22 protein-coding genes and 1 pseudogene are annotated in these 26706 nt (G+C 58.0%); 7 read left to right on the plus strand and 16 right to left on the minus strand.

Features of this window, described 5'->3' with window-relative positions; all coding sequences use genetic code 11:
- Positions 1–25: 25 nt before the first annotated feature.
- Positions 26–1840 carry a PAS domain-containing protein gene (locus FHS18_RS21090; protein WP_183602300.1) on the plus strand — a complete coding sequence of 605 codons (1815 nt, stop codon included), beginning with the start codon at positions 26–28 and terminating at the stop codon, positions 1838–1840.
- A gap of 132 nt (positions 1841–1972) precedes the next feature.
- Here the strand turns inward: FHS18_RS21090 and FHS18_RS21095 are convergent, their stop codons facing one another.
- Positions 1973–3697: a methyl-accepting chemotaxis protein gene (locus FHS18_RS21095; protein WP_183602302.1), complete on the minus strand. Its 1725-nt coding sequence runs from the start codon at positions 3695–3697 to the stop codon at positions 1973–1975.
- Positions 3698–3869: 172 nt separating this feature from the next.
- Between FHS18_RS21095 and FHS18_RS21100 the strand changes: the two genes are divergently transcribed.
- On the plus strand, positions 3870–4058 hold the full coding sequence (locus FHS18_RS21100) for a CsbD family protein (RefSeq protein ID WP_183602304.1): 189 nt from the start codon (positions 3870–3872) through the stop codon (positions 4056–4058).
- A gap of 89 nt (positions 4059–4147) precedes the next feature.
- Here the strand turns inward: FHS18_RS21100 and FHS18_RS34545 are convergent, their stop codons facing one another.
- The 3 genes and pseudogenes from FHS18_RS34545 to FHS18_RS21110 form a co-directional block, all read right to left on the minus strand.
- Positions 4148–4402: a YiaA/YiaB family inner membrane protein gene (locus tag FHS18_RS34545; RefSeq protein ID WP_246427818.1), complete on the minus strand. Its 255-nt coding sequence runs from the start codon at positions 4400–4402 to the stop codon at positions 4148–4150.
- Positions 4394–4597, minus strand: a pseudogene (locus FHS18_RS34550) (YiaA/YiaB family inner membrane protein); the annotation flags it as partial. The pseudogene FHS18_RS34550 and the gene FHS18_RS34545, both read right to left, overlap by 9 nt.
- Positions 4598–4736: 139 nt before the next feature.
- The gene (locus tag FHS18_RS21110) at positions 4737–8381 is read right to left on the minus strand and encodes a glycoside hydrolase family 44 protein (protein ID WP_183602308.1); all 3645 of its coding nucleotides are present in this window, start codon (positions 8379–8381) and stop codon (positions 4737–4739) included.
- A 235-nt stretch (positions 8382–8616) separates the two neighbouring features.
- On the opposite strand from FHS18_RS21110, the gene FHS18_RS21115 reads away from it, so the two are divergent.
- Both FHS18_RS21115 and FHS18_RS21120 read left to right on the plus strand, forming a co-directional pair.
- Positions 8617–9288, plus strand: coding sequence for a response regulator transcription factor (locus FHS18_RS21115; RefSeq protein ID WP_183602310.1), 672 nt, complete (start codon positions 8617–8619; stop codon positions 9286–9288).
- Entirely contained in the window at positions 9275–12772 is a 3498-nt protein-coding gene (locus FHS18_RS21120; protein ID WP_183602312.1) for an ATP-binding protein, read from the plus strand. Before FHS18_RS21115 ends, FHS18_RS21120 begins: the two co-directional genes overlap by 14 nt.
- Positions 12773–12835: 63 nt before the next feature.
- Here the strand turns inward: FHS18_RS21120 and FHS18_RS21125 are convergent, their stop codons facing one another.
- The 10 genes from FHS18_RS21125 to FHS18_RS21170 all read right to left on the minus strand — a co-directional run bounded on the left by FHS18_RS21125 (position 12836) and on the right by FHS18_RS21170 (position 20440).
- Positions 12836–13684, minus strand: coding sequence for a M56 family metallopeptidase (locus FHS18_RS21125; protein ID WP_183602314.1), 849 nt, complete (start codon positions 13682–13684; stop codon positions 12836–12838).
- A 3-nt stretch (positions 13685–13687) separates the two neighbouring features.
- Complete coding sequence (locus FHS18_RS21130; protein WP_183602316.1) at positions 13688–14101, minus strand: BlaI/MecI/CopY family transcriptional regulator; 414 nt, start codon at positions 14099–14101, stop codon at positions 13688–13690.
- A 69-nt stretch (positions 14102–14170) separates the two neighbouring features.
- Positions 14171–14740, minus strand: a complete 570-nt coding sequence (locus FHS18_RS21135) for a 5' nucleotidase, NT5C type (RefSeq protein WP_183602317.1) — start codon at positions 14738–14740, stop codon at positions 14171–14173.
- A gap of 101 nt (positions 14741–14841) precedes the next feature.
- Positions 14842–15552 (minus strand): DUF421 domain-containing protein, encoded by a 711-nt coding sequence (locus FHS18_RS21140; RefSeq protein ID WP_183602319.1) that lies wholly within the window; start codon positions 15550–15552, stop codon positions 14842–14844.
- 187 nt (positions 15553–15739) lie between these two features.
- Complete coding sequence (locus FHS18_RS21145) at positions 15740–16411, minus strand: HAD family hydrolase (protein WP_183602321.1); 672 nt, start codon at positions 16409–16411, stop codon at positions 15740–15742.
- An 89-nt stretch (positions 16412–16500) separates the two neighbouring features.
- Positions 16501–17187, minus strand: coding sequence for a queuosine precursor transporter (locus tag FHS18_RS21150; RefSeq protein WP_183602323.1), 687 nt, complete (start codon positions 17185–17187; stop codon positions 16501–16503).
- Positions 17188–17266: 79 nt separating this feature from the next.
- Entirely contained in the window at positions 17267–17689 is a 423-nt protein-coding gene (locus FHS18_RS21155; protein ID WP_183602325.1) for a DoxX family protein, read from the minus strand.
- Between the two features lie 165 nt (positions 17690–17854).
- Positions 17855–18523, minus strand: a complete 669-nt coding sequence (locus FHS18_RS21160; RefSeq protein ID WP_183602327.1) for a response regulator — start codon at positions 18521–18523, stop codon at positions 17855–17857.
- Positions 18524–18540: 17 nt separating this feature from the next.
- Positions 18541–19746, minus strand: a complete 1206-nt coding sequence (locus FHS18_RS21165; protein WP_183602329.1) for a sensor histidine kinase — start codon at positions 19744–19746, stop codon at positions 18541–18543.
- A gap of 199 nt (positions 19747–19945) precedes the next feature.
- Positions 19946–20440: a glutathione peroxidase gene (locus FHS18_RS21170; protein ID WP_183602331.1), complete on the minus strand. Its 495-nt coding sequence runs from the start codon at positions 20438–20440 to the stop codon at positions 19946–19948.
- A gap of 209 nt (positions 20441–20649) precedes the next feature.
- On the opposite strand from FHS18_RS21170, the gene FHS18_RS21175 reads away from it, so the two are divergent.
- The 3 genes from FHS18_RS21175 to fdhD all read left to right on the plus strand — a co-directional run bounded on the left by FHS18_RS21175 (position 20650) and on the right by fdhD (position 24365).
- The gene (locus tag FHS18_RS21175) at positions 20650–21006 is read left to right on the plus strand and encodes a Na-translocating system protein MpsC family protein (protein WP_183602333.1); all 357 of its coding nucleotides are present in this window, start codon (positions 20650–20652) and stop codon (positions 21004–21006) included.
- Between the two features lie 138 nt (positions 21007–21144).
- Positions 21145–23499: an FdhF/YdeP family oxidoreductase gene (locus FHS18_RS21180; protein WP_183602335.1), complete on the plus strand. Its 2355-nt coding sequence runs from the start codon at positions 21145–21147 to the stop codon at positions 23497–23499.
- A 2-nt stretch (positions 23500–23501) separates the two neighbouring features.
- Positions 23502–24365, plus strand: coding sequence for a formate dehydrogenase accessory sulfurtransferase FdhD (gene fdhD, locus FHS18_RS21185; protein WP_246427813.1), 864 nt, complete (start codon positions 23502–23504; stop codon positions 24363–24365).
- A gap of 153 nt (positions 24366–24518) precedes the next feature.
- On the opposite strand, the gene FHS18_RS21190 is transcribed toward fdhD, so the two are convergent.
- Both FHS18_RS21190 and FHS18_RS21195 read right to left on the minus strand, forming a co-directional pair.
- Positions 24519–25655, minus strand: coding sequence for a hypothetical protein (locus FHS18_RS21190; RefSeq protein WP_183602337.1), 1137 nt, complete (start codon positions 25653–25655; stop codon positions 24519–24521).
- 426 nt (positions 25656–26081) lie between these two features.
- Complete coding sequence (locus FHS18_RS21195; RefSeq protein WP_183602339.1) at positions 26082–26543, minus strand: DIP1984 family protein; 462 nt, start codon at positions 26541–26543, stop codon at positions 26082–26084.
- Positions 26544–26706 lie beyond the last annotated feature (163 nt).

The raw sequence follows: 26706 nt of genomic DNA on the forward strand, positions 1-26706 counted from the left end.
ATTGTAGAAGACGGGTGAGCTTCAAATGATGACGGACTATGCCGCCACCAATCCAACGGCTTGCGAATACGAAACATTTTTCCAGCTCTCCTCGGAGATTATGGTCATGCTCGACCTCGATCTTCGTGTCATAAAGAGCAATCTGGCCTTCCAACGGCTTACGGGATTCGGAGCGGAGCAGGCTTGCTCCCTGCCGGACTTCCTTCATCCCGATGACCGGGCGACCAGCCGCAGGCGTTGGCATGAAGCCGCTCAGGAAGAGCGCTTTACGATCGACGAACGCCTGCTGACGGCTTCCGGCGCAATCGCTCAGATCCGGTGGCAAGCAGCCCTCAGTCCAGACGGCTCGCGCTTGTATGCGACTGGAAGCTTGATTCCTTCTTTTGACGCGTTCACGAACAATCAATGGCATCGCTCGAGCCTCGATCAAGCACTCGACTGCTTCGGCATTTATTCGGCGGTCCGGGACGACTCGCAGCGCATCGTCGATTTTCGCATCGAATATGTGAATCAATCCGCCGCCACTCTGACCGGCGTTCCTCAGCATGCCCAGATTGGACGACAACTGAGCGAGATCTACCCGTTGACCTCGGAGCGGATGTTGAACACCTACCGGCAAGTGATAGAGACCGGCAATGTCGTCCTTATCGAAGGACTGCCCTATGCGGATGAACGCATGACCGGCGTGCTTGACCTGCTCCACTTCAAGTTCGGCGACGGGTTCGCGATCAGCTGGCGGAACGTTGCCTCGCAAAAGGCCGCCGAAGCCAAACTGGCCGACTCGAACAAGAAGTTCAGCTGCGCCTTCCATAATGCGCCGACGATCAACTTCATTATGGATGTGAAGAGCGGCATCATTCTGGAAGCGAACCATAATTTTCAAGAAATCACCCAATACCCGGCCGACACGATGATCGGCCAGCCGATCTCCGAGCTGGGGCTCTGGGAGGACATGTCGGAGTTCCGGCGGGCGACAGCCCAGATTCTCGAGTACGGACCGACCCACAACTATCCGATTACGTTCCTTCGGGCCGGCACGGAACCCCGGGTCGGGCTGCTCGTCGGCGAATATATTACTACCGATGGCAGCGACCATATCTTGTTCATCATGAATGACATTACCGATCTGCGGGATGCCGAGAACCGGCTGACCCAGATGGACAAATACCAAATGCTCGGCTCCATGGCCGCCAGCATCGCCCACGAGGTGCGCAACCCGATGACGACGGTGAAAGGGTTCATCCAGCTGTTCCGGCAGCAGAAGGATCTCGAAGCCTACCATAGCCGCCTCACGCTGATCTCCAGCGAGCTGGAACGCGCGAGCTCGATTATTACCGAATATCTGTCGCTGGCCAGCAACAAGGTTACCGAGAAAGCGCGGCATCGGTTGGACGACCTCATCCGGTATATGCTGCCGCTGCTCGAAGCCGATGCGATCGAGCACAACATTGCGCTGAATCTCGTTCTTGAAGAAGTGCCGCCACTGCTCATGAACGAGAATGAAATCCGGCAGCTGCTGCTCAATCTGTTCCGCAACGCCGTAGAAGCGATGCAAGGCGGCGGCGAGTTATCCATTCTTACTTACGTCGAGCAGGGCGGTCCCGTACTGGAGGTACGCGACCAGGGCACGGGGATTGACCAGAAGGTGCTCGGCAGCATTTTCACCCCCTTCTTCACGACCAAAGCCCATGGCACCGGACTCGGCCTTGCCGTATGCCGAAGCATTGCCGAACGCCATGGCGCGACGATCCGCGCGCACGCCCGGCCCGACGGCACCTCCTTCAAAGTCATGTTCGGAACCGGGGTATGGGACCTGCGGCTGAGCCCGGCGACATCATAACAGGCGATTGCTTCTCAGTTGGGAAGCAGTCGTTTTTTTGTGCATATGCCATGCAAAAATCCCCTTACGGCTGCAGCCGACGCTCTTGTCAGAACGCTCAGACCGCCGCAATAAGGGGACGCGGTAATATCGTTAATGGGATGAAACCTTAAACCGGTTAATAATCGCGTTCAGTTCCTGCGACATTCGCGCCAGCATCTCCGCTTCGACGCTCAGCGCCGTCACGCGGTCCAGCTGTTCGGCCGATGCCCCTGCCACCTCGGCAAAATGCAGCACCGACTGCTGTACGATCACCTCCGACTCCGAGACCGAGGCTGCCACTTCCTCCGTACCCGCCGCCATCTCCTCCGAAGCGGAAGAGACCTCTTCGAACTGCAGGTCCAGCAGGCGAATCTCTTCCATAATGTCTTGGAAGGCCACTCCGGCTTGTCCTGCATGGAGCTGCCCCGCCTTCACCTGTTCCACGGCCGTCTCTACCGCATGGACCGTGTATTGCGTGCGGCTGCCCAATTGGCCGATCATGGCCGCAATCTGCTCGCTCGATGCTGCCGTCTGCTCGGCCAGCTTGCGAATTTCAGCGGCGACCACCGCGAAACCTTTGCCGTATTCGCCTGCCCGGGATGCTTCAATCCCCGCATTCAGCGCCAAAATATTCGTTCTCGCAGCGACCTGCGCAATCGTCACGACGACCTGGTCGATCGCCTGAGAGCCTTCCTTCAGCTCGCCGACGACTTGCCGCACATCCTCGCATGCCGCGCGAATGCTGCCCATCTGTTCAATGACGCCGCCGATCCGCGCCTGACCCTGCTCAGCCTTCGCTTTGGTCGCTGCCGAGCTTTCCGCCGCCTCGGCTGCGTAGCCGGCGATGCGGCCCGATCCTGCCGCCACTTCGTCTAGCGCGCGCGTCGTCTCCGCGGACCGGTGCAACTGGGTCTGCGCGCCTCCGGATACCTGCTCCATCGCTTGCGCAATCCGCGCGCTGCTTTCTTGCGTCGTCCCTGCGTTATCCTGCAGCAGCGCAACCGAATGCTCCAATTGCGTCGTATGTTGACGAGTCAGCGTGATGAAGGCGCTCAGGCTGCCGACGAGCCCTGCGAAGGAACGGGACAGCTGGCCGATCTCATCCTTGCGGCTCGTATCCACCGCTACCGTCAAGTCACCATGTCCGGCTTGGTCCATCTGCTGAGCCAGCCTTTTCAACGGGCGAATGAGCAGACGGGCGGCAAGGACCGATACGATCAGCGACGCCGCAAGAAGAGCAATCGCGAGCACAATCATCGTCCTGGTGTTCTTCTCCTGAAGCGCATAGATATTAGCCGCGTCAAAATCGGCCCCGACCGCGCCGATCAGTTGTCCTTGTTGATCCGTGAGCGGCAGGTATGCGGTCAGCGTAGCGCCGTAGTCGTCCGACTCGGTGAGCGACCCGAGCTGAACTTGGCCGGTATCGAACAAGGCGATCAACCCTTCGTCCGGATCGCCTTCCGCTTCGCCGTATGCCGAAGCCTCTTCGCTGCCTAGAGGCTGTCCGTCCACGACGTATTCATATACGGGGGTGCCATTGCTTTCCGCCATCCGCATCGTGTACAGATACTTGAGCCCGTTTGTCTCGCGCAGCTCGTTCAATCGCTCACGCAGTTCATCGTAAGCCGGGCTGCTCTCGCCTTCTTCCAGGATGGCGTTGAACGCCGCGGGGTCAATCTCGGATTTGGCTTTCTCCGCTATGGACACCGCCTGCGTGCCGACCATGTCGTGCACCAGCTGCGTGCTTTTGAGATAGACGATGGTGCTGATTAAGATGACCGCTATGAGAACAAAAGAAAAAAGCACGGCCGCAAGCCGTGTCTGAAAACTGCGCATCGCCAATCGGACTCCTATCCACATATTTTTCTACATTTTATAACAATAATCGGCAGTTTACCATGATTTGATTAGGTCTTTTAGCACAGTTATCGATATGGGAATGTTTGACTTCAGAGGTGGACGGGTATTCATGGGTACATCCTTTTTACACATGAGAGGAGCGATTCCAATGGCAGAACAACACAATGGCTGGAGCGACAAAGTTAAGGGGAAGGTATCGCAGGCGAAAGGCGAGCTGAAGGATCAGCTCGGCAACATGACCGATAACGCCTCCCTTCAAGCCGAAGGCAAAGCGGATAAATTAAAGGGCAAGGCGCAGGAAAAAATCGGCGAGGCGAAGGAGCACTTCTCCCGCTAGCAGTGACGGCGCTGCAGATGTGAGGACCGACTAAACGCAATTGAACGCAAAGGGAGTCCCCAGTCGAAACTGGAGACTCCCTTCGTCGTTTATTCGAACTCGCTGCGCTTCTGGCCGTGCTCGTCGTACGAATCCTCGTTGTTGTCGCGGATCGTCTTCTGCAGGACGAACGACGACATCGTCAGGAACAGCGCGGTGACGGCATAATAGCCTTTGACCGAGAGATTCTGGTCAAGCGTGTAGATGCCGATGAACATGCCGAGCAGCGCGGCGGTGAAAGCGATCCAGGCCAGGAAGGTGAAGGCCGGCGTATTGCGTTTTTTGCCATCGTGCTCATCTTCCATGTTATCGCGGACGACCTTCTGCAGCACGAACGACGACATCGTCAGGAACAGAGCGGTAATCGCATAGTAGCCTTTGACGCTGAGCACCTCATCCAACGTGTAGATGCCGATGAACATGCCGGTGAAGGCGCAGATAAAAGCGGCCCAGGCCATAAAGGTAAAAGCGGCGGTATTGCGTTTGCGTGCGGTATTCATGTGTATTCCTCCAGTGGGTTATCGGTTGATTGAATCAAGCTTGCTGCCTGATATCCACATTATAGGAAAACCATGATTACCCTCACAGTACCAACTTCTTCTGGTACCTGCTCCTAATGCCTAGCGTTAAATCCGCCTCCTACCGCTTCACCACCGCAAGCGTCGCCGAACGCGCCGGCAGCTTCACGGTCAGCTCGCCTTCGCCCGTAACGGCAGCGAGGCCAGCTTCGCCAAGGCGGTCTTTCGCGTCGAACCGGTACAATTGCGCGGCGTTGCTGCTACGAGCAGCGCCGGTGTCCACATGCACCTGGCGAGTAATCGTATCCTTGTTGAATAGCAGCACGTACAGCTGTCCGCCGCGGCCTTCGATCGTGTACGAACCGACCGCATCGCTCAGCGACGATACCGTCTTCACGCTCGTGCCTTCGATCTTGCTGCCTTGGCCATCGTAATCGAGGTACAGCTTGAACGCATCCTCCAGCGGCGTACCGGCAGGCAGCGTACCGAACCGCGTCGCCAGATCGACCCCTTCCCGGCCGAAAATCGCGAGCGCTTCCGCTTGCGCAATGCCTGCGCTGATGCCGTTGCCATTGCCGAAGTTGTACTCCGTGATCGCCAGCTTCGTCCCCGGCAGATTCTCGTTCACGATCTCCTTCATCCGCGGGATGAGGCGGATCGGCTCTTGAATCCACGACTGATCGACGTAATTCGGATCATACAGCGACTTGAGCGCCTGGAACCGGCGTTTGGCCGCATTCGGGCTTTCCTCGCCGGAGCCGACGACGTCCTCCTGCGAGTAGTAATGAATGTCGAGATAATCCACCAAGCGCAATCCGGTCTGCTTCTCATAGTTCCCGACCTGCTGCAAATACCAAGCCAGGAACGGCGTGCCGCCATGCTGATCGCGGTCCGGCCCCTCTGCGCAGTTATCCGCGGAAGAATAGAAGTAGGCGCACCAGCCCCAGGAGACTGGACCGAATACCTTCGCGGACGGATCCTTCTGTTTAATCGCGGTGCCGTATTCCTTCGTCTTGCTCCACAGTTCGTCGTACGTCGGCGCTTCCGGATGAACGTCGCGGTGCGTCACGTACCAAATCTCCGGCTCGTTATCGAGCGCGTAGTAATGGACGCCCTGGCCGTCCGTCGTCTTGTCGATATGGTCCATCCAGCGCGTCACGAACTCCGTGCCGATCGGCTTCGACGTATCCGTCGGATCATTGCCGGTCACGAGTGTGCCGTCCGGACGCACGCCGTTGCCCGCATCCGGCAGTTCTTGGGCGCTATCCTGCTGCTCGCCGTATTTGGCCTCCGAGAACCCGTAGGTCACCGCGCGGCTCTTCGGCGTCCAGCCGATCGTCGGAACCGTCAGCAGCACATTGCCGCCCTGGCCCTGCACATCCGCGATGAAGCGGTCCGACGTCGAGCCATTCGGCAGTTCGCGCGGATTCGCAACGTCATTCGGATAGTTGATGAAATACCAGTCGCTCGCGCGGTTCGAGACATCCAACTCCCAGTTGTAACGCGTCGTCTGATTGCCGCCCCAACGCTCCACCGGGAACGCCAGTTTCGATTCCGTCGGATGCATGTCGTCATAGTTAATGCCATAAATCTCCGGATTCACCGGCTTGCGGTCTGCCGCCGTATCGATCGCGACTTGTACTTCAGGCAGCTCCGGCTCCGGCACCTCGCCGGCATGAAGATTGCGCAGCAGCGCGATATCGTCGATATAGACCGCCGCCTGATTCTCTTCGGTCGCCGCCTGGAAGATGAGGCCGTCGAATTGACCGGATTGAAGACCGAAATCGGCCATGTTCAGCGTAACGGTCGTCCATTCGCCCCGCTTCAAGCCGCCCTCCGGCAGCGCGTCGTTCAGATCGATCGCGCCAAGCGAGTAGCTGCCGTCGTAGACGTGCAGCAGCAGCTTTTGACCGCCGGTCGCTCCGCCATGGATCGCAAAACGCACGCCGTAATACTCGCTCACGGCCAGCTTCCGATCGCCGGCGATCCACACGCCGTCCCAGCCGTCCGGCTCGAACTTGATCGACACCTCGCCGCTTGCGGCCTGCTCCTTGTTCGCCAGGTCTTTGTCATGCCAGCTGTAGTTATGGTAGCCAGTCGCCAACTCTTCGTCATACAGCGTCTCGGCCGCCACTTCCGTTACTTGCACGTACGACTCGCCGGCGAAGCCTTTGTAAGCCGCGGTTACTTTGGCGATCCCGACACCGCCGCTCGAAGCAGTCACTACGCCGCCTTCCACGCTGATCAAGTCCGGGCGGTCGGTCGACCATGCCGCCTTCGCCGTGACATCCTCCGTCAACCCGTCTGCCAGCATCGTCTCGGCATGCAGCCGATGCGTCTCGCCCGGCAGCACGACCAGCTGCGGGGAATCGATCCGCACTTCGGCGATCGCCACCGGAACGGCCGCTTTGCTCGTGAGCGCCAGATCGTCCAGATAGACAGCCGGGGCATCGCCCGTTCCCGCAGCGCCTGCAATAAGCAATCCGTCGTACAAGCCGCCCGGCAGATTCAGATCGGCCAGCTTCACGCTCGCCTTGGCCCATTCTCCAGCCGGAATACCGCCCGGCAGCAGCTCATCCAGCTGCTTCGTCACGACCGTCTCGCCGCCCGACTTCCACTCGAACCGCAGCTGTTGGCCGCCGCTGCCTCCGCCATGCACCCAGAATTGCAGCTGGTCGAATTCTTTGGCCGTAATCGGGTAGCCGCTGTACAGATACAGCGCCTGGTCGCCATTCGGGACGTAACGGATCGAATAATCTCCCGTATGCACGATATCGGTCTCATTCAGCGCATGCTGACCCCAGCTGTAATCGGCGATTCCTTCGCCCAGCGCGTCATCGAACACGTACTTCCCTTCGATCGGCTCGATCGGCGGGGTCGGCACGCCTTCGTTCACCGTTACAGTCAATTGTGCGATAAAGCCCGCATGCACCGCCTGAATGATCGCTTCGCCGGGCTTCACTGCGGAGACCAGGCCATTGGCTACCGTCGCCACCGACTCATCCGAGGAAGACCATTGGACATCCTCATTCACGGCTCTCGTCGCGCCGTCCTCGAATACCGCATTCAGCACCGCCGCGCGAAGCTTGCCGGCCTGCATGACCAGCTGCGGCTGTTCAAAAACAATGCCAGTCACTGCCTCGCCGCCAGGTTCTTCGCCAGAGCCGGAACCGGACCCTGACCCCGTGCCTCCGCCGGCGTTCTCCTTGGCATAGAAGGCGATATCGTCCAAGTAAAGCGTCTCTTGCTCCCCGCTCCCCCAGATCCAGATGCCATCCAGCAGGCCGGTGACGCCGTAATCGGCCAGCTTGATCTCAACCTCCGACCATGCGCCTGCCGGAGCGCCGCCGGGCACCAATTCGTCCGAGCCAATCTCCACGATCCCCTCGCCGCCAAGCGACAGCACCAGCTTGAACGCCTGCCCGCCCGTCGGTCCGCCATGCACCCAGAATCGCAACGCTTCATAGTCGGCCGCATTCAGAATGCGATCCTTGTACAGATACAACGCCTGGCCTTCGTCCGGCTCCAGCGCAATGGCGCGCGACCCGGAATGCACCGTCCCGCTCTCGGCCAGATCGGCCTGCGCCCAGCCGTAATTCGCGAACTCCGGCGACAACGCGTCCTCATACACCGGAAGCACCTTCGGCATCTCCCCGTAAGATCGGCTCGGCATCGTTCCGAATTGCGCCAGCAATAAGCCTCCAATAATTCCAAGGGGCACCAGCCTCCTAGATAGCTTCCGCCCAACTCCCCAATGCTTCATCATCTCGTTTCCTCCCCTATGCGCCTTAAGCTTCCCCCTTATCCTATGGCAGGTGCAAGTCATGCCACTAGTGACGCCCTGTCATCACTTTTGTCATCCGTGTCGTATATTGCCCTATGACCACTATGCGTCTTTCGGAAAAGTTGTTAGAATTTGAGCACAAGAATAAGCCTCTTACATCTAATAGGCGGGCAAGGGATCTTCCTTAAGAAGCCCCGCGAGAGAAAGGAAGTTCACTATGATTCACGTCCTGATTGCCGACGATCAGCGGCTATTGCTCGATGGCCTGCAGACGATCATTCAGCTGGAGGAGGATATGGAGGTCGTCGGGATTCCGGAGAACGGGCTGCTGGCCTATGAGGCGGTCGCTTCCTTGAAGCCCGATATCGTGCTGATGGATATCAAAATGCCGGTGATGGACGGGATCGAGGCGATGAAGCTGATCAAACGCGACTTCCCCGCCACCATCGTGCTCATGCTGACGACCTTCGCCGAGGACAAATTCATCGTCGATGCGATGGCCGGCGGCGCCGACGGCTTCCTCTTGAAGGACATGTCCGCCGACAAAGTCGTGCGCACGATCCGCGAAGCGCTGCTCGGCCAGCTGATGCTGCCTGCCCCGATCGCCGCCAAGCTCGCTGCGCGCCTGTCCGCGTTGTCTCCCGCAGGCTCGGACGCGTTCGACGAGCGCGAACTGAAGCGCAGCGGCCTCGTGTTGACCGAGCGCGAGCGCAAAATTATCCTTCTGATGATCGAAGGTTACACCAACAAGCAAATTTCCGTGACGCTGTTCATGAGCGAGGGCACGGTCCGCAACTATATTAGCGTCATCTATAACAAAATCGGCACCAACGACCGCAAGGCCGCGATCGCGCTGCTGAAGGAGCTGCTGCTCGATGCGGCATACTGATCCGCACGCCAAGCCGCCCATCACGGGACCATACCGCCGACTTACGGCCGGCACTGCTGGCCGCTTGCTGCGCGCAGGGCAGTATCGTTGCAGCCCAGGGCACTCGCGGCAGATCGCCAGATCCGCGTTCACGCTGCCGATAGCCGTCCTGCTGCTGGCCGCGCTGGTCCTCCCCCTGCTGCACTTCGCCTTGCTGCCGAAACAGGTTCATGCGGAATCCGTCGGAAGCCAAGCGGTAGAAGAGCGGCAGGAACGGCAGATTCGTTTTGTCGCTCGTTGGGAAGCGTACTTCGGCGAAGAGCCGGGGCCGAATGCCGTATGGATGCCGCTAGACGAAGCGGCGCATCGCCGGCTGCCCCACTATGAAGGCACGCTGTGGCTCAAACGCGCGCAGCTGCCGGCCATCCCCGGGCGCGACCCGTATCTCTTCATTTATCGGATGAGGCATATGGACGTTTACCTCGACGACAAGCCGGTCTATTCCTTCAACATGGAGCGCCCTGATTCTTACGTCAACCCGAATGCCGTCGTTCACCAGATCCGGCTGCATGCAAGCGACGAGGGCAAATCGTTGACGCTGAAGCTGCTCTGGAATCGCGAGGCGCTCCCGCTCTATTGGAACACTTTCGGCGAACGTCAATTCATGGAATATGCCCAGATCGAACAGGATTGGCCGATGCTCGTGTACGCCACCGTCTTCGTGTTGTTCGGCACGGCGTCGCTGGCGATGTTCATCCGTCGGCCCAAGGAGCAGCTCTACGGCTGGTTCACGCTGCTGACGTATTGTGCAGGCTTCGGGATTGCATCGCTCATCGCCTCGTGGCAATTCTATGCGGACGGCCTTGCGCGGCTGTATTACTTCCGGGATATGCTGCTGCCGCTCGGCATATGGGCGTTCCTCGGGTTCTACGGCACGGCGATGGGCCGGGAATACGCTCGCATCTACCGGGTGCTGTTGGCAGTTATGGGGGCCTATACGCTGCTGACGGCGATCAGCGCTTTCGCCAATCCGTTGTTCTACATCGATCTGCTGATCCGCTGGCTCCCTTATGTCATGATCGCGATCTTTGCCGTGGTTACCTGGACGCTCATCCTTACGCTCCGCACCCAGCGTTCGTCCGAGATGTTCTGGCTGAGCTTCGGTTATGTATCCTTGCTCGTGTTCGGCTTCGTTCATGTGATCCGCAACTATGTCACCGCCGATGCGAATACCCGGCCCTGGCCGTGGTTCATCGAGCTTCTGCTGCAGTACGCATTGCCCATTGGCATGCTGCTGTTCCTGTTCGGTCTCGTCATGGTGCTCATCGGCCGGTTCGCCAACGTCCATAAGCAGCTGAAACAAGTTGCGGACGAATTGGTCGCGCGGAACGAAGCCATGGCGCAATTCGATCAGCTGAAGGACGACTTCCTGCGCAATACGTCGCACGAGCTGAGGACGCCGCTGCACGGCATCGCCGGATTGACCGAATCGCTGCTCGGCGGCGCGGCCGGTCCGGTCAGCAAGCCGATGGCGGATAATTTGCAGCTGGTGCTCGCAAGCTCCGGCCGCCTGCTCGGACTCGTGAACGATATTCTCGACCTGTACCGGCTGAAGCACCGCGATGTCCGGCTGACGCTTGCGGACGTTCATCTGCGCCGCACGGCGGAAGCCGTCGCCGCTTCGCTCGCGCCATTGGCCGCGCGCAAGGGGCTGCTCGTCAACGTGGAGGCCGATCTGCCGGAGCTGGTCATTCAGGCCGACCCCGGGCGATTCGAGCAGGTGCTCTACAATCTGGTCGGCAACGCGATCCGGTATACCGAGTCCGGGCAGGTAACGGTGTCGATCGTAAGTATGCAGACCAAGACGGGCGAAAAGGCGGGCCGATTAGATGACCCGACTGCCGATGAGTCAATCAGGCAGGAAGACGAGGGAATCGAACTGCCCTTACCTGCTGACGCAGCGATTGAGCAGATCGAGATCACGGTTGCGGATACCGGCAAAGGCATCCCGGAGGAACAGATGCAGCGCCTGTTCGAGCCGTTCGCCGCGGCCGAACATCAGCTGGGCGGCGGCACCGGGCTTGGGCTATCGATTACGCGAAGGCTCGTGGAGCTGCACGGCGGGACGATCGGCGTCGTATCCTCCCCGAAGGGAACCCGCGTGACCTTCACGTTGCCGGCCCTTGAGCCAAGGCTTGCCGCGAATATCAGCAAGGCGGAATCTCCTCTGTCTGAGCTAGGGACGGAATCCGAGCAGGACAATGACTTCGATTCGCTTGCCCAAGTCCTCCCGCTTGCTCCGCCAGCGCTCTCGCCGCCGTCTGCCGACTTGCTTACTCAGCCCTCCGATCCATCCGGAGAAGCTGCTGATGACGATGAAGCCGTCGCGACCGCTCACCGCCCGCTCATCCTGATCGCGGACGATGAGCCGATCAATCTGCAGGTGCTGCGCCACTACATGCGCCATGCGGATTACGAATTGATCGAGGCCGCCGATGGACTCGAGGCCATCGCCATGCTCGGGGCGACCAAGCGCAAGCCCGATCTGCTGCTGCTCGACGTCATGATGCCGGGCATGACCGGCTATGACGTCTGCCGCAAGGTGCGCGAGCGCTACAGCGCCAGCGAGCTTCCGATCATCCTGCTGTCCGCCCGCGACCGCACGATCGATCTGGTGCAGGGCTTCGATGCCGGAGCGAACGATTACGTCACGAAGCCGTTCTCGCAAGGCGAGCTGATGGCGCGCATGAACATTCAGCTGAAGCTGGCGCAATTCCACCTGTCGCTCGAGCAGCTCGTTGCCGTACGCACCTCCGAGCTGGAGGAGGCGAACAAGGTGCTCGCCGGTTCCGTCCGCGAGACGGCCGAAGCGCTCGCCGAAGTATCGGTGCTCGAGGAGCGCAACCGGATCGCCCACGAGATGCATGACGTGGTCGGCCACTCGCTGACCGCCGCGATCGTGCAGATGGAAGCCGCCAAGAAGCTGGCTCCGCGGGATCTTGATCAGGCGCTCGCTCGGGTCGACACCGCCGGCGGCATGGTGCGCAAGGGGCTCGACGAAATCCGGCGCACGGTGCGCATGCTTAAGGATGAAGAGCAATCGATCGATCTCGCCAGCGCGCTGCAGGAGCTGATCCGCGAGACGTCCTCCAATGCCGGCGTCCAGATTCACGCCCGGATCGAACCGCTCCCGCCCATGAGCGGCCTGAAGGAGCGCATCCTCTACCATGCGCTGATGGAGGGCATGACGAACGGCCTCCGGCATGGACGGTGCAGCGCCTTCCACTTCGAGCTGCGCCATGAGGAAGACGCGCTGCTCTTCCAGCTAACGAACGATGGGGAAGCCTACGGCAATGCGAAGCCGGGCTTCGGCCTCAGCGCCATGATGGAGCGTGTCCACCTGCTGGGCGGCACCGTCGATATTTCCTCCGGCCGCGACCCGCGCACCGGTGAGGTCGCAGGCTGCGTGCTGCTCATCCGTCTGCCGCTGCAACGGGCGGCCTAATCAAACACAAAGGGACTGGATCCACGCGGATCCAGTCCCTTTGTCATATCTATCGGGTACGAATTATAGGCAAGCAAGATAGAACATAACGAACAGCACGATGACGACGTGAGCCGAGATCGCCGCGCGCGTGATCGGCAGCTTGAAGGACGCCTGATCATGCGGGTCGAGCAGCTGCCGGATGCGTACATTGATGCCCGTATCCGCGAAGGATACATGCGCGAAAGCCATCTGCTGCGGACGTCCGCGGCGGAGCAGCTTCACGAGCGCGCTCGACAGTCCGGCCGGCGAGCCTTGGCGCTGCAGGGCGTACTGGTCGGCAAGCACTTCGCGGACCAGCTTGTATTGCTGATGGACCCAGCCGAGAATCGGAAGATACCACAACGTCTGGCTGAATAAGAAGAGCACGTACGTCTTAAGCGGATCCGCATGGCTCTGATGATACTGTTCATGCAGAATGACGGCCTCCAGCTCCTCCTCGTCGAGCAGCTGCAGCATGCCGGTCGACAATACGATCACCGGACGGAAGAAGCCGAAGGTGAACGCGGCCGGGGCATCGTGGCCGATGATGACCAGCCGAAGCTTACCGCCGCCGAACTGGCTATTGTAGAGCTTGGTCAGCTTGTCATCCTTGGCGCGGTGCAGCTTATACATGGCGCGTCTGGAGACGATGAGCTGATAGAGCACCATGGCCCCGCCCGTCAGCAGCGTCGTGATGACGACCGCATCGAGCGCATGGACCGCTACGAGCAGCCCATATCTGCGCACGATGCTGCTGCACAGCTCGAACAGATTGAAGTGAAGCTTGAAACCAGCGGCAAGATGAAGCACATAGATGATCATTTGGGACAGGAGGAGACTTGCAGGCAATACGCCTGCCCAGAACAAACGTCTCGAGTGTTTATTCCACATCGGCTACCGTTCCTTTTTCCACGCTTTGATTTTTTGCTCCAGCTTCGCAATCAGGTCCTCGTCCGCCTCGTCGATCGCGTCCAGCATATGGCTGACGACCAGCGGTCCGAACTCTTCCATCAGCTCGTTGGTCAGCTCCTTGGACTGCGTCTCGAGGAAGCGATCCTTGGACTGTACGGGTCGGAAATACGACGTGCGGCCTTCGACGCGCTTCTGCAGTACCCCTTTGTCGACGAGCCTGTTCATGACGGTCATGACCGTGTTGAAGCTCATCGCCTTCTCGCGCTCCAGCCGATGCTGCACATCCCGGATCGGCATCTCGTCGCCTTCCCACAGGATGTTCATAATCTTCGATTCGAGCGGTCCGAAGAACCGGTTAAGCCCGCTCTCGTTCGTCTTGAAGTTGGGTATTTTCATAAAAGGAAGCACCTCACACTACCCATTGTAGTGGCGTAAAAATTGGGCGTCAATGCTTATATTCCAAGCTCATTGCTTATAGTTGAGGATCTCGAGCAGTTCTTCCCAATCGGTTATCCGCGGGATCGTCAGATGGCGGTTATAGGACGTGTCCTTCACGTACACTTGGACCGGAAGCCCGGTGAGCGTGTCGAGCACGGCTGGCTTATCGTCGAAATAAAAGTCCAGTCCCAGCCGCTCGATGATGTGCACCTTCTCCGTGTCGCTCATGCCGCAATAGAAGCGGTCCGGGTCCACCGGAAAACCGGCCGCAATCATCCAGTCCCGCGTCCGCTCGCAATGCTCGGGCGCTCTGGCCGTGATGTAATACACCTCATGCCCTTCGCGCACGAGCTGCTGCAGCACGTCGATCGCGCTCGGGAACGGCGGACAGTCCGAATAGTAGATGGAGTCCCGCTGGCTGTTCCACATCTCTTTGCCTTGCTCGCGGGTCATGCCGAACAGCTCGTGGATCGGCACATCGGTCAGCTCGTGGAAACGTTCGATCTCTACCTGCTTATCCAGTTTCTTGCTGTACAGATGGAAGGCATGCTCGCGCAAATTAATCAGCGTATCGTCAATATCGAATCCAAATTTCATATCGTTATATCTCCTTGTACGAGGTGGTTATCCGCTATAGGAATAGGCATTCTGCTTGTCACTCTCCTATTCTAACAGAATTGCACCTGTGGTTGCTTGCGTCACCCGGCCGCAGTCGGTCCAGCTGCCTGCTTCTCCTGCCTAAGCTGCATATGCAATCCGCCGTCTGCCGACCATTCCACATACAGCACATCGTCGGGGCGAGCGGCGCCGCGGGCTTGGAGCTGCTTGTGCAGCCACCGTTCATCCCGGCCGATCTCCTTCAACACCTCATGCTCGATGCAGCCATGATCGATCAGAATATACGTCATTTGCGCCGGCTTCGGCGCAAGCCCCAAGTCCTCCCGCTTCACCGTATCGGCCGACGAGGCCAGCAAGACGCTCAAGTTGCCGTTCGTCTCGAATATCGCGCACGCCACCTCCTGCACGCTGAACACGTTCTGCTCCCGGAGCAGCATGCCCAGCTGATGCATATCGAGCTTGTTGCGCTTCAGCGCCGCTTCGTCGATCCGGCCGTCGCGGATGACGATATCCGGCCGCCCGCTAAGCGGGCGCGACAGCCAAGGGAACAGCTGCATCGCCTTCTCGAGCGCCAGCGATAGCGCCATCCAGAGCGTGAGCGCGAAGATGAGCTCGCTCCATGTCACCTCGCGGTCATACACCGTGTTGCCGACCAGCTCGCTTAACATGAGCGAGGTGACGAAATCAAACGGGGTCAGCTGCGAAATTTCTTTTTTGCCGAGCAGCCTCGTCATGATCCACAGCCCGAAGAACCCGGTCACCAGTTTCACCGCAATGTACGTATACGTCATTCACGAACGCCTCCCGTTCTCCGCTTGCATGTATCCTTCCTTAAACGGGACGCAAGCTGCGAGAAACGCTCCGCGGTATTCATGACGTTGTGGCGACATGGTGAAACCGGACAAAGGTGGCTCTGCATTAAAACGCATTCATTTACAGATAATGCCATGTCGCTTCATCACGTGAACCTTATAGGTGCTAAATCGTTAATCCCAGCTTCGTCAACAACACCGGCAGCTCATCGAGCCGCTGCATCTGCGCAACCGGCCGCACGCCCCGCTCTTCCATCGCCTGCAAGGCGCCGCCGTAACAGACGAACGGAATGCCGGCCTCTGCCGAAGCTTGCCCGTCGATCCAGGAATCGCCGATCGAGAGCCAGCGCTCATCGCTTATCGCCGGATAATGCGCTTTTACCTTAAGGAATCCCGCCGGCGACGGCTTAAGCGCCCCCTGCTGCTCCCTGCCCATGACGAGGTCGAAGTACCGCCCGATGCCCGTCCGCTCTAGCGCTTCCTCCGCCGCTTCGTACGCGTTATTCGTAATGAGCACCAGCGTGGCCTGGCCATGCAGCAGTTCGAGCAGCTCTTCGGCAAACGGCTCCAATCCGGCATCCACCATCCCCCGGCGCTCATGGACCGCCGCGATCTTCATCGCTTCCTCGTACCCTGCCGCGCTCAGGCCGCCGAACGCCTCCGCATGGGCCAGCAGCGTCGATGTCGTGTGGGCCGTCCATCCGAAGTCGGCTTCAATGTGCCCGCGTTCCGTCAAATACGCCGCCACCGCGCCTTTCATCGCCGGAAAATCGATCGTCGAACGCAACAACGTATTATCCATATCAAAGATTAAGCCCGTTAAGCTTCGGTCTGCCATGGCGCTCGCCCCCTTCTTACATTCATATAGAAGAAAAGCCGATGCATTCGCTCATGCACCGGCTTCCCGTTAACCGCTATACGTCTATCCTATGCTTCATCCTTGAACGTAAATGTCCTGGCGATATACAGAATCGGCGTCGAAGCCGCGGAAATAATGAACTTGAATAAGTACGTCGTTATGAAAATATCGAACCTTACGTCCCACGAATAGGCCGTGCTGCTGAAGGCGATCGCGCAGAAGATGAACGAATCGACCAGCTGGCTGATCAGCGTGCTGCCGTTATTGCGGATCCATAGCTGATTCGGCTTCGGGAATCTGCGCTTCAAGTACGAATAGATGCGCACATCGAGGAACTGGCTGACGAAATACGCCGTTAAGCTGCCGATCGCGATCTCCGGAAGCAAGCCGAAAATCGTCTCCATCGGCGCCTGCCCGATATCCGATTCGAACCGCTCGAATTGCAGCACCATCTGCATGATAATCGTCGAGGCGATGAGCGAGAAGAAGCCGAACCAGACCGCTTTCTTCGCCGCGCGCTCGCCGTACTTCTCATTGAGCAGATCGCTCGTCAGATAGATCGTGCCGTACATCGTGTTGCCGAGCGTCATGACGAGCCCGAACATGCCGATCGTCTTGACCACTTGAATATTGGCCAATATCGTCGCGAACCCGATCCATGCATACAGGCCGTTCTTGCCGAACGCCCGGTAACAGATCAGGAACAACGCGAAATTGACCAGGACGAACAATACGCCCCACCATACGTTGAACATGTTTCTTCCTCCTAGTTTTGATAACGCGGGAGTTTTCGAACCGCGGCTATCGCGCGTCCAGGGCGCGAAGCTTGGATCATTATAGCACAGCTTTCTGCTCTCCGGTTCGGGAAGATGTAGCGGCTGACGCCGTCGTTACGCCTCGCTCCATTCTCAGCAGCAGATAATAAGATAGCAGAACAAAAGTGATGACCACGACAGACTGTATGCTCCCCTTCGGATTGCCTACTGCCATCTGCGACCAGAAGGCGGAAATGCAGTCAATCGTCAGCCCGGCATACGCCCATTCTTTCAGCCTGTAATATCGGGGGACCAGCAGAACAACGATCCCTATGATCTTGGCCACCCCAAGAAGCGTCAAGAAGTAAGCCGGGTACCCTAGCAGCTCGGTCGTTTGCGTGAACGTTGCGGGCGAATGGGCAATCTCATTAAAGGCGCTGATTCCGAATCCGATGAGCGTACATACCGTAATAATCCAATACGTGATTTTGACTTTTTTCATCTCAACATCTCCCCGTTTCTTATTGGCTGCTGCTCTAAGTTGATTCTAGCTGAAATCGGAAACGGGCAAAGCTGCGATAAGTCATGGATTTCCAAAGAAAAAGGCAGAACGTTTGATCGCTAGAACATGACGAATCTCATGCACTATGCCAAACGTCATGCCTTATTACACGTAAGTTTGGTTACGGACCGATAAGAGCGCGGCCTGGGTGCGGTCTCGCAGGCCAAGCTTGGCGATAAGGTTAGAAACGTGGTTTTTGACGGTGCCTTCCGTGATGACGAGCCGGTCGGCCATCTCTTTATTATTGAGTCCCTGCCCCAGCAAAGCAAGGATCTCTTGTTCGCGCTCGGTCAGCGCCTTTAAGGCTGCCAGTTCGCTATCGCTCAGGAGATTCGGCTTATCCATGCTCCGTGTTGGCCTTTTGTTCAGTTCGCTGAGCAGCGAGGCCGTGATCTCGGATTGAAGCACCGTTCCGCCGTTATGAACGGTCTGTATGGCGCTTACGATCGCCTCGGACGGCATATCTTTCAACAAGTATCCATGAACGCCTTGGTCCAGCGCGCGCAGAATCAACTCCGTATCATCGAAGGTGGTCAGAACCAGGATCTTGGTGCCCGGCAAATGCTTCAAGATCAGCTGGGCCCCCTCCACGCCGTCGATCCCTGGCATCCGGATATCCATCAGCACCACGTGCGGCCGACATTCCAGCGCCTTGGCATAGGCATCTCTCCCATCCACCGCCGTCCCGACCACTTCCATTCCCGGTTCAAGGCCGATGAGGGCAGCCAGCCCTTCTCTCATCAGCCGCTGGTCGTCTACAATAAGAATTTTCAAAGATGGACCCCCTTCCTTCACGCTGCCGAATAAGGCAGAGCCACTTGGACTGCAAAACCTTCGCCTTCCTCCCGTATAAACCGCACCTCTCCATTCCACTCCCTCGCTCGTTCCTGCAGACTGATTAGACCAAAGCCCGGTTTCAGTTCTTGGGGAATGACGCCATCATTCCATATGTGCAGCGACACCTCGTTCTCCGAATAGGCCAATGCCACGTTCACATGCTTGGCATCGCCGTGTTTCTGCGCATTCGTCAGGCATTCCTGGGCGATGCGGTAGGCCGTTAACTGGAGATTGCGGGGAAGAGCGACGGGGACTCCCTTCATCTCGACAGCGGTCCGTACGCCGGTGAATCTGGTAAACTCCGCACACAGCTTCTCGATGCTGTCAACCAAGGAGGCGCCCCCCGCAGGCTCTTCGCGAATGGCTCTTACCGAAAGCCGAACCTCCTGCAGGGACGATCGGACCAGCTCCTCGCACTCCAGGTAGATGTGCTGACTACGCGAGGAATCCGAATTGCCCAGCTTGCGTGCCAATTGCATTTGAACCAATAATGCCGTTAATTTGTGGCCTACCGTATCGTGGATATCCCGCGCTATCCGCACTCTTTCCCTCGTCGCGGCCCACTCCTCCGTCTGGCGCGCATATTCGGCCAGCTGCTCATGAGACTGCATCAGCATCGCGTACAACTGCATCGCATTCTCGCGGGCGCGCTGATAATGCTGAATGACGGCGCTCACGATACCCGCGAAGAGGATGAACGAGCAGGAGATGAAATAGCTGGTTATATGGAGCTCGTGATGGTTATGCCAGTCGAAGCCGCCCATCGTCGCAACGTACACGGCAAGCAGCAACAGGCAGGCCGCGATCAGCCTTCGGATCCCCTTGATCACCATCAGAATCGCCAGCGCGGTGATGCCAATGGATAGATGGTTGGGGAAATCTCCACTGATATAGGCATAGCCGTGGGCGGCGGAGATCAGGAAGTCGAGGAGAAGGACGTGAAGAAGCCAATTCGGCCGTCTCTTCCTATTCAGATAAAAGGCATTGATCCCGAGGAAGATCAGCAGGGAAAGGAGAATAAAGCCCAGTTTCCAAAAATCAGCTAGCGAATGCTGAAAATAAAACACGCCCGCTAAAGCCGCATCGCCGATGAGCTTCAAACCGAATATCAATCGCCATGGGATCGGACTTTTCCTCACCGTTTCATACCCTTGGAGCATACGTTTCCCACCTCATCAACGTTGTGTTTCGCAGCGCCCACCCGACCCGCCTCATTGACTTGTAAGCTGCTAGACCAATTATACTTCTAAATCCCGGTGGTGGGATATTCTTACAGGAACAAAAAAACTCCCCTCCCAATAGCGGCGTATCATTACACCTGTCTATTGTTAGGGGAGCATGCGCACGGGTCTGTCTGGACTATACGCCGACCGACGATTGATTCAGCAGCTTGACGATTTCGTCTTCGAATTTCTTCGGCGCCGTCGTCGGGGAGAACCGCTTGACGACTTTGCCTTCGCGGTTGACGAGGAACTTGGTGAAGTTCCACTTGATGCCGGAGCCGAACAGACCGCCCGTTTCTTTCTTCAAATATTGGAACAACGGATCCGTACTCGGCCCGTTCACGTCTACCTTGCCCATGAGCGGGAACGTCACGCCGAAGTTGATTTTGCACGCTTGCTCGACCGTATCGTTCGTCTCCGGCTCCTGATCCATGAACTGGTTGCACGGGAAACCGAGGACGGTGAGTCCTTGATCCTTGTACTTCTCATGCAGGTATTGCAAGCCGTCGAACTGAGGCGCCAGGCCGCACTTGGTCGCCGTATTCACAATGAGCAGCACCTGTCCGCGAAAGTCGGAGAGCTTCTTGTTCTCGCCCCGGGGCGTTACTACATCAAAATCGTATACGTTCATTATCCGTCACCTCGTTTAATTGATTACAATTGTATTGTACACAATTAAATTCGTCTTGAAAACCCCTTTTTTTCAGCATGCCCTCCGTATCTTGTCATGATTCCGCTTTCTTGCTAAGATGGGAGAAGATTTGCCATAAGCGAACCGCTCGACACGGAAGCAGCGTCCCTGCCACCGATTTGCCGTTCGCGCCAGAAGGAATGGTACGCATGAACAGATTAGAAGCCGAATTCAGCAACCTGGTGAAGGCCTACCGCAAACGCCATATGGGTAGAGGACCCAGCCGCATCACCACGACCTTCTGCAAGAATTGGGCGATCTGCGAGATGGAGGGCAACCTCTCCCCGGTGGAGAAGTTCATCGCCTCCGCGGAGGACGGCAAGCAGATGCTGCGCGAAGCCCGCACGCAGTGGGTAAAAGATATTTACCGCAACAACCATCCCGTCGAGATGGAACAGCTGCTCGGAGCAGCCTTTATCGACCTGTACGTCGATATCGACATCGACAAGGATTTCGGCATGTCCATCTTCGTATTCGACCGACCCCTGCCCATTACCGAAGCTTAATATAGGACAGCATGTCCGCACTCAGCAGCGCACCTGCCAGAGACGAACCGCTACGAGAAGATTTTTCATTTCGATGAAAGAATCATGCTCTTGTAGCGGTTTTTTTATTCCCATTCGCATGAGAGAGGATGAAGCCCCGTGGGCACAACCAAACATTCCGGACGCATCAAGCTGCCGGGCAAGCCGGACCCGAAGCTGTGGGTGAGCGCCATGCCCTTCGGCCTGGGCCGCATCAAACCGCACCATATCAGAGACACGATGAAAATCATGGCCGATAACCGCGACAATCTGCCTTACGCGATGCGCATACTCACCCAAGGCGTATGCGACGGTTGCGCGCTCGGCGTATCCGGCCTATACGACCAGACGCTCGAAGGGCCGCATCTGTGCACGACCCGGCTCAACCTGCTGCGGCTGAACACGATGCCGGCCATCAAGCCGTCCGTGCTGCATGCCGACATCGACGAGCTGCGGCGGATGGACAGCACCGAGCTGCGCAAGCTCGGACGCCTGCCCTACCCGCTCATTCGCCGCAAGGGCGAGCGGAAGTTCAGCCGCGCCAGCTGGGATGAAGCGCTCGATCTGATCGCCGCGAAGATCCGCAACATCGATCCGAAGCAGCTCGCCTTCTATCTCACCGCACGCGGCATTACGAACGAATCATATTACGCGGCGGCCAAGGTCGCCCGCTTCCTCGGCACGAATAATATCGACAACGCTTCTCGCATCTGCCACTCGCCGTCGAAGACGGCGCTCAAGCGCTCGGTCGGGATCGGCGCGTCCAGTTGCAACTATAAGGACTGGATCGGCACCGACGTGCTCGTTTTCTGGGGCAGCGTCGCCGCCAACAATCAGCCGGTATCGACCAAATATATGTACGCGGCCAAACGCAAAGGCACGAAGATCATCGTCATCAATCCGTACCGGGAACCCGCAATGGACGGTTATTGGGTCCCTTCGATCCCGGAATCGGCGCTGTTCGGCACGAAGATCGCCGACGACTTCTACCAGGTGAACATCGGCGGAGATATCGCCTTCATGCACGGGGTCATGAAGCATTGGTTCGAGATGGAGCGTAAGCAAGCCGGCTCGGCGATCGACCATGCTTTCGTCCGCGAGCATGTGAACGGCTATGAGTCGCTCAAGGAGCATGTGGAGCAACAAGACTGGGCGCAGCTGGAGCAATCCTCCGGCCTCACCCGCGCGCGCATGACCGAGTTCGCGGAGCTGCTGACTCGGTCCAAATCCGGCGTGTTCGTCTGGAGCATGGGGCTGACGCAGCACCGGTTCGGCACGGATAATATTTCGCAGGTCGCTAACCTCGCGCTGCTGCGCGGTTTCCTTGGCCGCGAGCACTGCGGCCTGATGCCGATCCGCGGACACAGCGGCGTGCAAGGGTCGGGAGAGATGGGCGCCGATCCGTTCTCGCTGCCGGGCGGCGAGTTCAAGGGCGAGGACATTCCGCGCATCGAGCAAGTCTGGGGCTTCGAGCTGCCGCGCTGGCAGGGCGATATCGTCGGCGTCTCGCTTGAGAACGCGATGCTGCCGGACAATCATGAGCGGAAGCTGAAGCTGTTCTACACGTCCGGCGGCAACTTCATCGAGACGATGCCGGATCCGGATTTCGTCCGCGCCTGCCTGGAATCCGTCGATATCCGCGTGCATCAGGATATTGTGCTGAACACCTCCACGCTTGCCGATGCACGCGAGGCGGTCCTCGTCCTCCCGGCCATGACGAGATACGAGCAGCCGGGCGGAGGCACGTCGACGTCAACGGAGCGGATGGTTTATTTCTCGCCTGAGATTGATGGTCCGCGAATGCCCGAAGCACGCACGGAATGGTCGATCTATATGGATCTGGCCGCGCGCGTGAAGCCGGATCAGGCGGGAATCGTCCAGTTCAAGGACGCCGCTGCCATTCGCGCGGAGATTGCCCGAGCTGCGCCGAACTACGACGGCATTCAGCACTTAAGCAAGCGCGGGGACGTGTTCCAATGGGGGAATGCGTGGCTGTGCGAGGACGGGATCTGCCCGACGCCGGATGGACGCGGCAACCTGATCGCCGTCGAGCTGCCGGAGCTGCGTAAGCCGGAGGGGCACTTCTATGCCACTACGCGCCGCGGCAAACAGTTCAACTCGATGATCTACAGCGACACCGATCCGTTCAATGCGGCCCACCGCGAAGACGTGATCGTCAGCCCCGCGGATGCGAAATCGCTCGGCATCGCCAGCGGCGACGCCGTCGTCGTCTACAACCGGCAAGGCGTATTCCACGGCCGCGCCAAGCTCGGCGATGTAGCCCCGGGCAATCTGGAGCTATTCTGGCCGGAAGGCAACGTCCTCTTAGCCAAAGGCGTCTACGAGCCGATGGCCGGCATCCCCGAGTACAATATCGCGGTCGTGCTGGAGAAAGCGGAGACGTATCATGCGTTCAAGGATACCCGTTACGTGGAGCGAAGAATCGATGAGCTCGAGACCGAAGTGCTTGGTTAACGATGCAACCCGGGTGCTTGGCGCTCGAGAGTACATGCAGAAAGGACGACCGCGCCATGACGTTATCGTCAACGACCAGCTGGCGAATGTATAAGTTCCAGGCCGACGCGGGCGGGCTGATCACGCAAGAGGATGAGGTGGCGGCCGAGGTGGCGCTCACCTTCCACGTGAACGGCACCGAGTTCGCCACGATCGTCTGTTCGCCGAGCGACCTCAGCGAGATGGCGATCGGCTTCCTCGCCTCCGAAGGCGCGATCCGTAGCGCCGACGATGTGCAGTCCCTCACGATCGACGAGGACCGCGGGTTCATCTACGCCGAGCTCCGCCATGCGCTTGCCGCATCGACGGTCGCCGACACCTCCAAGCGGGTCATCGGCTCCTGCTGCGGGAAGAGCCGCCAGTTCTACCTGGCGAGCGACGTGAAGACGGCCCGCACCTCGACCTCGAAGGTGCGGCTGTCTCCGTTGCAGTGCCTCTCGCTGATGCGTGAGCTGCAGAATGCCTCCGACACCTTCCAGGCCACCGGCGGCTTGCACAATGCGGCGCTCGGCACGGCGGATTCGCTGCTCGCCTTCCGCAGCGACATCGGCCGCCACAATGCGCTCGATAAGCTGCTCGGCTACAGCCTGATCGGCAAGCTGCGCACGCGCGATCTCGTCATCGTCTTCAGCGGCCGCCTCTCTTCGGAGGTCGTCCTGAAGGCGGCGAAGATCGGCGTCGGCGTCATCTTGTCCAAGTCGGCGCCGACCGACCTGGCGCTGAAGCTCGCCGACGATCTCGGCATTACGTGCGCCGGGTTCATCCGCGGCGATACGATGAACGTGTATACGCATCCGGAGCGGATTGCGGCGGAAGCCGCGCAATAACGCTTTCGGCGTGTAGGCTGCTAGTGAAACAAGAACGCCCTAGCATCGGGTTGCCGATGCTAGGGCGTTTTTCTTCACTTTCGTAACAGCCTTAACTTTGAATAGAGACTCTCTAGCTGATTAATTCCAGGTACCTCCGATTTACGGAACGAGCTAAAGCAGCCCCTTCTCCTTCAGCATGCGGATCTTCTTAGACGGCACACTGTGCTCCAGATCGCCATTCACAACCATCAACGCTTCCTCGTCGATAAAAATAACGAATGTATCCGTTGCCGGGATTCGATCTGTCCAATCACGCATGTTTAGTTCCATGGCTACGCCGTGCCATAGTGCCAGGCACTCCCACCACATATCTCCTCGTTCCAGTTCAACTTCTCGTTTGGCCGGAACGCCGGAATGATACTTCCAATACTGTAACAGCAGCGAGAAACGTTCCTCCAGCGCAGGGTTCTCCAGCGCCTCGGTATAATCCGGATGCTCAGCCGCAGACCAGATTAACCCAAGTTCATCGCCATCAGCAAGCTGCTGCTCCCTAATCCGTTGAACTCCGCCGTAGAAGATGGGATTCAAGATGCCGAAAGCTTCACCATGGATCCAAATCCCGACGAAACAAAGCTCGTCCTCCGTAACTACGTCTCCGAACCGAAGGATCGTTCGCTCCGTTTCTTGCACCAGGCCTTCGAACACTTCTTGCCTAAGGGCGGCCGCTTCATCTATCGTCAAAGCCTGATACATCACTTTACCATCCTGCTTAATCGATTGCAGTCGGCCATCCGCGTTGTAGGCGAAATCGTATTCGTACGCCCTTGTTCCTTGTCTATGCGGCCACTGCTCGAATCTGGAGGCATGAACTAAACGGGATTCCCGGTGGATGTATTCTTCTTTAAAATAACACTCCGGTTCCTTAAACTCGAGGAAACGGCTGGGCATACCTTGTTCGTATACGAGTTCTTCGATGGCATAAACGCCTCTATCGTTATACCGCCGATTGATCAGCTTTGAGCCGTCTCGCTCGATCCCCTCTTCTTCGTTGCCTCTTCTCACGTAACGAAGATGGCCGTTCTGATCAAACCCGTACGCATAACTCCAAGGGCTCGTGGAAGCAGTGGATTCGTCAATGCGCTGACCTCTTGCCCTTAGATTTTGCTCAAAATACATAGGGGCGACGCGATAAAACTCATTATCGTAATAATCCCATCGAACGACCGATTGTCTGGCTTCACTTAGATATTGCTCCCGATTCGCCAGCGCGTCTTCGACCAACTTGGAATAGATGTCCGTTTCGATCATCTGTCTGTCCTCCTCTAGTTATTGCCTCCATTGCGGACGCATGTTGCTATGACATGCAATGACCGACCGTTAAGATAGTCTTCGTCTGAGATAGCCACACAGGGAGCTTCTCCTAGGGAATGGGATTGCCGTTCATCGCATATCAGAGCCTATATTCAGAAACAAAAAAGACGAGTCCGTCCAACGACTACCCGTCTCTACGCTGCCAGCCTCAAGTCCCCGAACCCGCCCTCGCCAGCCCCATACACCAGCATATGGTCATAACAATAAACAAGCTGAACTCTACTTGCATGCTCCGCGCAATCTTGTAACCGTACTGGGCAATACCGTAATAGGTTAGATGGTGGCCCTGCATCTATTCGGAGGTCCAACTTTCCCTGTTGGCGGGTTATGCTCGCTTGTATGGGGGGCTGACTACCAACTTGATTAGTCCTCCAGCAGCTCCGTGCTCCAGTTCTTTTCTTGAATCTTGAAGTCTAGCTCGCGGTATCGCTTCGAGAGGGCATCTACCTGTTTTTGCAGCTCCGCGATATCGACCGTAGTGTAAAATTTGACCTCCTGCCGGCTGTATCGATCATGCTTGATCGACGCCTCTTCCAGCAGTCCGCTCATGAAATTCCGCTCCTGCATGAGGCGATCCCGCTCGGCCAGCACATCCGCCAAGCTAAGGTCGGCATCGAACGCGCTAAGCGCATTCGTCTTATTGATTCGCTTTACCCAACTGGTCTGCTCATCGAGCGTCCGGTTCAGCTCTTCCAACAGCTCGGTCGGCGATTCGGAGGGCTGATCGCCTTCCTGCACCTTGATGACACGGCCCAGCCTCGCCTTCAGCTGAGCCACCTTCCGCTGGCAGTCCGCCCGCAGCACAAGCGCTTCCGCTAGTCGCATTCGATCTCCCCCTATCTACGTCGCTATAAATCTACTTCTACCAATATACCCATATGTTGGCACATTTCCAAGCCATATTAATAAACACAAAAGGAATAGAAACGGAGAGCGACCTCTCAAAGGTAGAGCAAACCTCCAGTGGTAATATATACCACAAACTTAG

This window comes from Paenibacillus phyllosphaerae (assembly GCF_014192105.1).
Taxonomy (GTDB): domain Bacteria; phylum Bacillota; class Bacilli; order Paenibacillales; family Paenibacillaceae; genus Paenibacillus_Z; species Paenibacillus_Z phyllosphaerae.

Coding starts and splice junctions, on each gene's coding strand:
- FHS18_RS21175 (WP_183602333.1), top strand. CDS start 20,650: ATGAACAGATTAGAAGCCGAATTCAGCAACCTGGTGAAGGCCTACCGC.
- FHS18_RS21130 (WP_183602316.1), bottom strand. CDS start 14,101: ATGAAAATACCCAACTTCAAGACGAACGAGAGCGGGCTTAACCGGTTC.
- fdhD (WP_246427813.1), top strand. CDS start 23,502: ATGCAACCCGGGTGCTTGGCGCTCGAGAGTACATGCAGAAAGGACGAC.
- FHS18_RS21155 (WP_183602325.1), bottom strand. CDS start 17,689: ATGAAAAAAGTCAAAATCACGTATTGGATTATTACGGTATGTACGCTC.
- FHS18_RS21095 (WP_183602302.1), bottom strand. CDS start 3,697: ATGCGCAGTTTTCAGACACGGCTTGCGGCCGTGCTTTTTTCTTTTGTT.
- FHS18_RS21090 (WP_183602300.1), top strand. CDS start 26: ATGATGACGGACTATGCCGCCACCAATCCAACGGCTTGCGAATACGAA.
- FHS18_RS21100 (WP_183602304.1), top strand. CDS start 3,870: ATGGCAGAACAACACAATGGCTGGAGCGACAAAGTTAAGGGGAAGGTA.
- FHS18_RS21140 (WP_183602319.1), bottom strand. CDS start 15,552: ATGACGTATACGTACATTGCGGTGAAACTGGTGACCGGGTTCTTCGGG.
- FHS18_RS21145 (WP_183602321.1), bottom strand. CDS start 16,411: ATGGCAGACCGAAGCTTAACGGGCTTAATCTTTGATATGGATAATACG.
- FHS18_RS21150 (WP_183602323.1), bottom strand. CDS start 17,187: ATGTTCAACGTATGGTGGGGCGTATTGTTCGTCCTGGTCAATTTCGCG.
- FHS18_RS21120 (WP_183602312.1), top strand. CDS start 9,275: ATGCGGCATACTGATCCGCACGCCAAGCCGCCCATCACGGGACCATAC.
- FHS18_RS21110 (WP_183602308.1), bottom strand. CDS start 8,381: ATGATGAAGCATTGGGGAGTTGGGCGGAAGCTATCTAGGAGGCTGGTG.
- FHS18_RS21195 (WP_183602339.1), bottom strand. CDS start 26,543: ATGCGACTAGCGGAAGCGCTTGTGCTGCGGGCGGACTGCCAGCGGAAG.
- FHS18_RS21115 (WP_183602310.1), top strand. CDS start 8,617: ATGATTCACGTCCTGATTGCCGACGATCAGCGGCTATTGCTCGATGGC.
- FHS18_RS21165 (WP_183602329.1), bottom strand. CDS start 19,746: ATGCTCCAAGGGTATGAAACGGTGAGGAAAAGTCCGATCCCATGGCGA.
- FHS18_RS21190 (WP_183602337.1), bottom strand. CDS start 25,655: ATGATCGAAACGGACATCTATTCCAAGTTGGTCGAAGACGCGCTGGCG.
- FHS18_RS34545 (WP_246427818.1), bottom strand. CDS start 4,402: ATGGAAGATGAGCACGATGGCAAAAAACGCAATACGCCGGCCTTCACC.
- FHS18_RS21170 (WP_183602331.1), bottom strand. CDS start 20,440: ATGAACGTATACGATTTTGATGTAGTAACGCCCCGGGGCGAGAACAAG.
- FHS18_RS21125 (WP_183602314.1), bottom strand. CDS start 13,684: ATGTGGAATAAACACTCGAGACGTTTGTTCTGGGCAGGCGTATTGCCT.
- FHS18_RS21135 (WP_183602317.1), bottom strand. CDS start 14,740: ATGAAATTTGGATTCGATATTGACGATACGCTGATTAATTTGCGCGAG.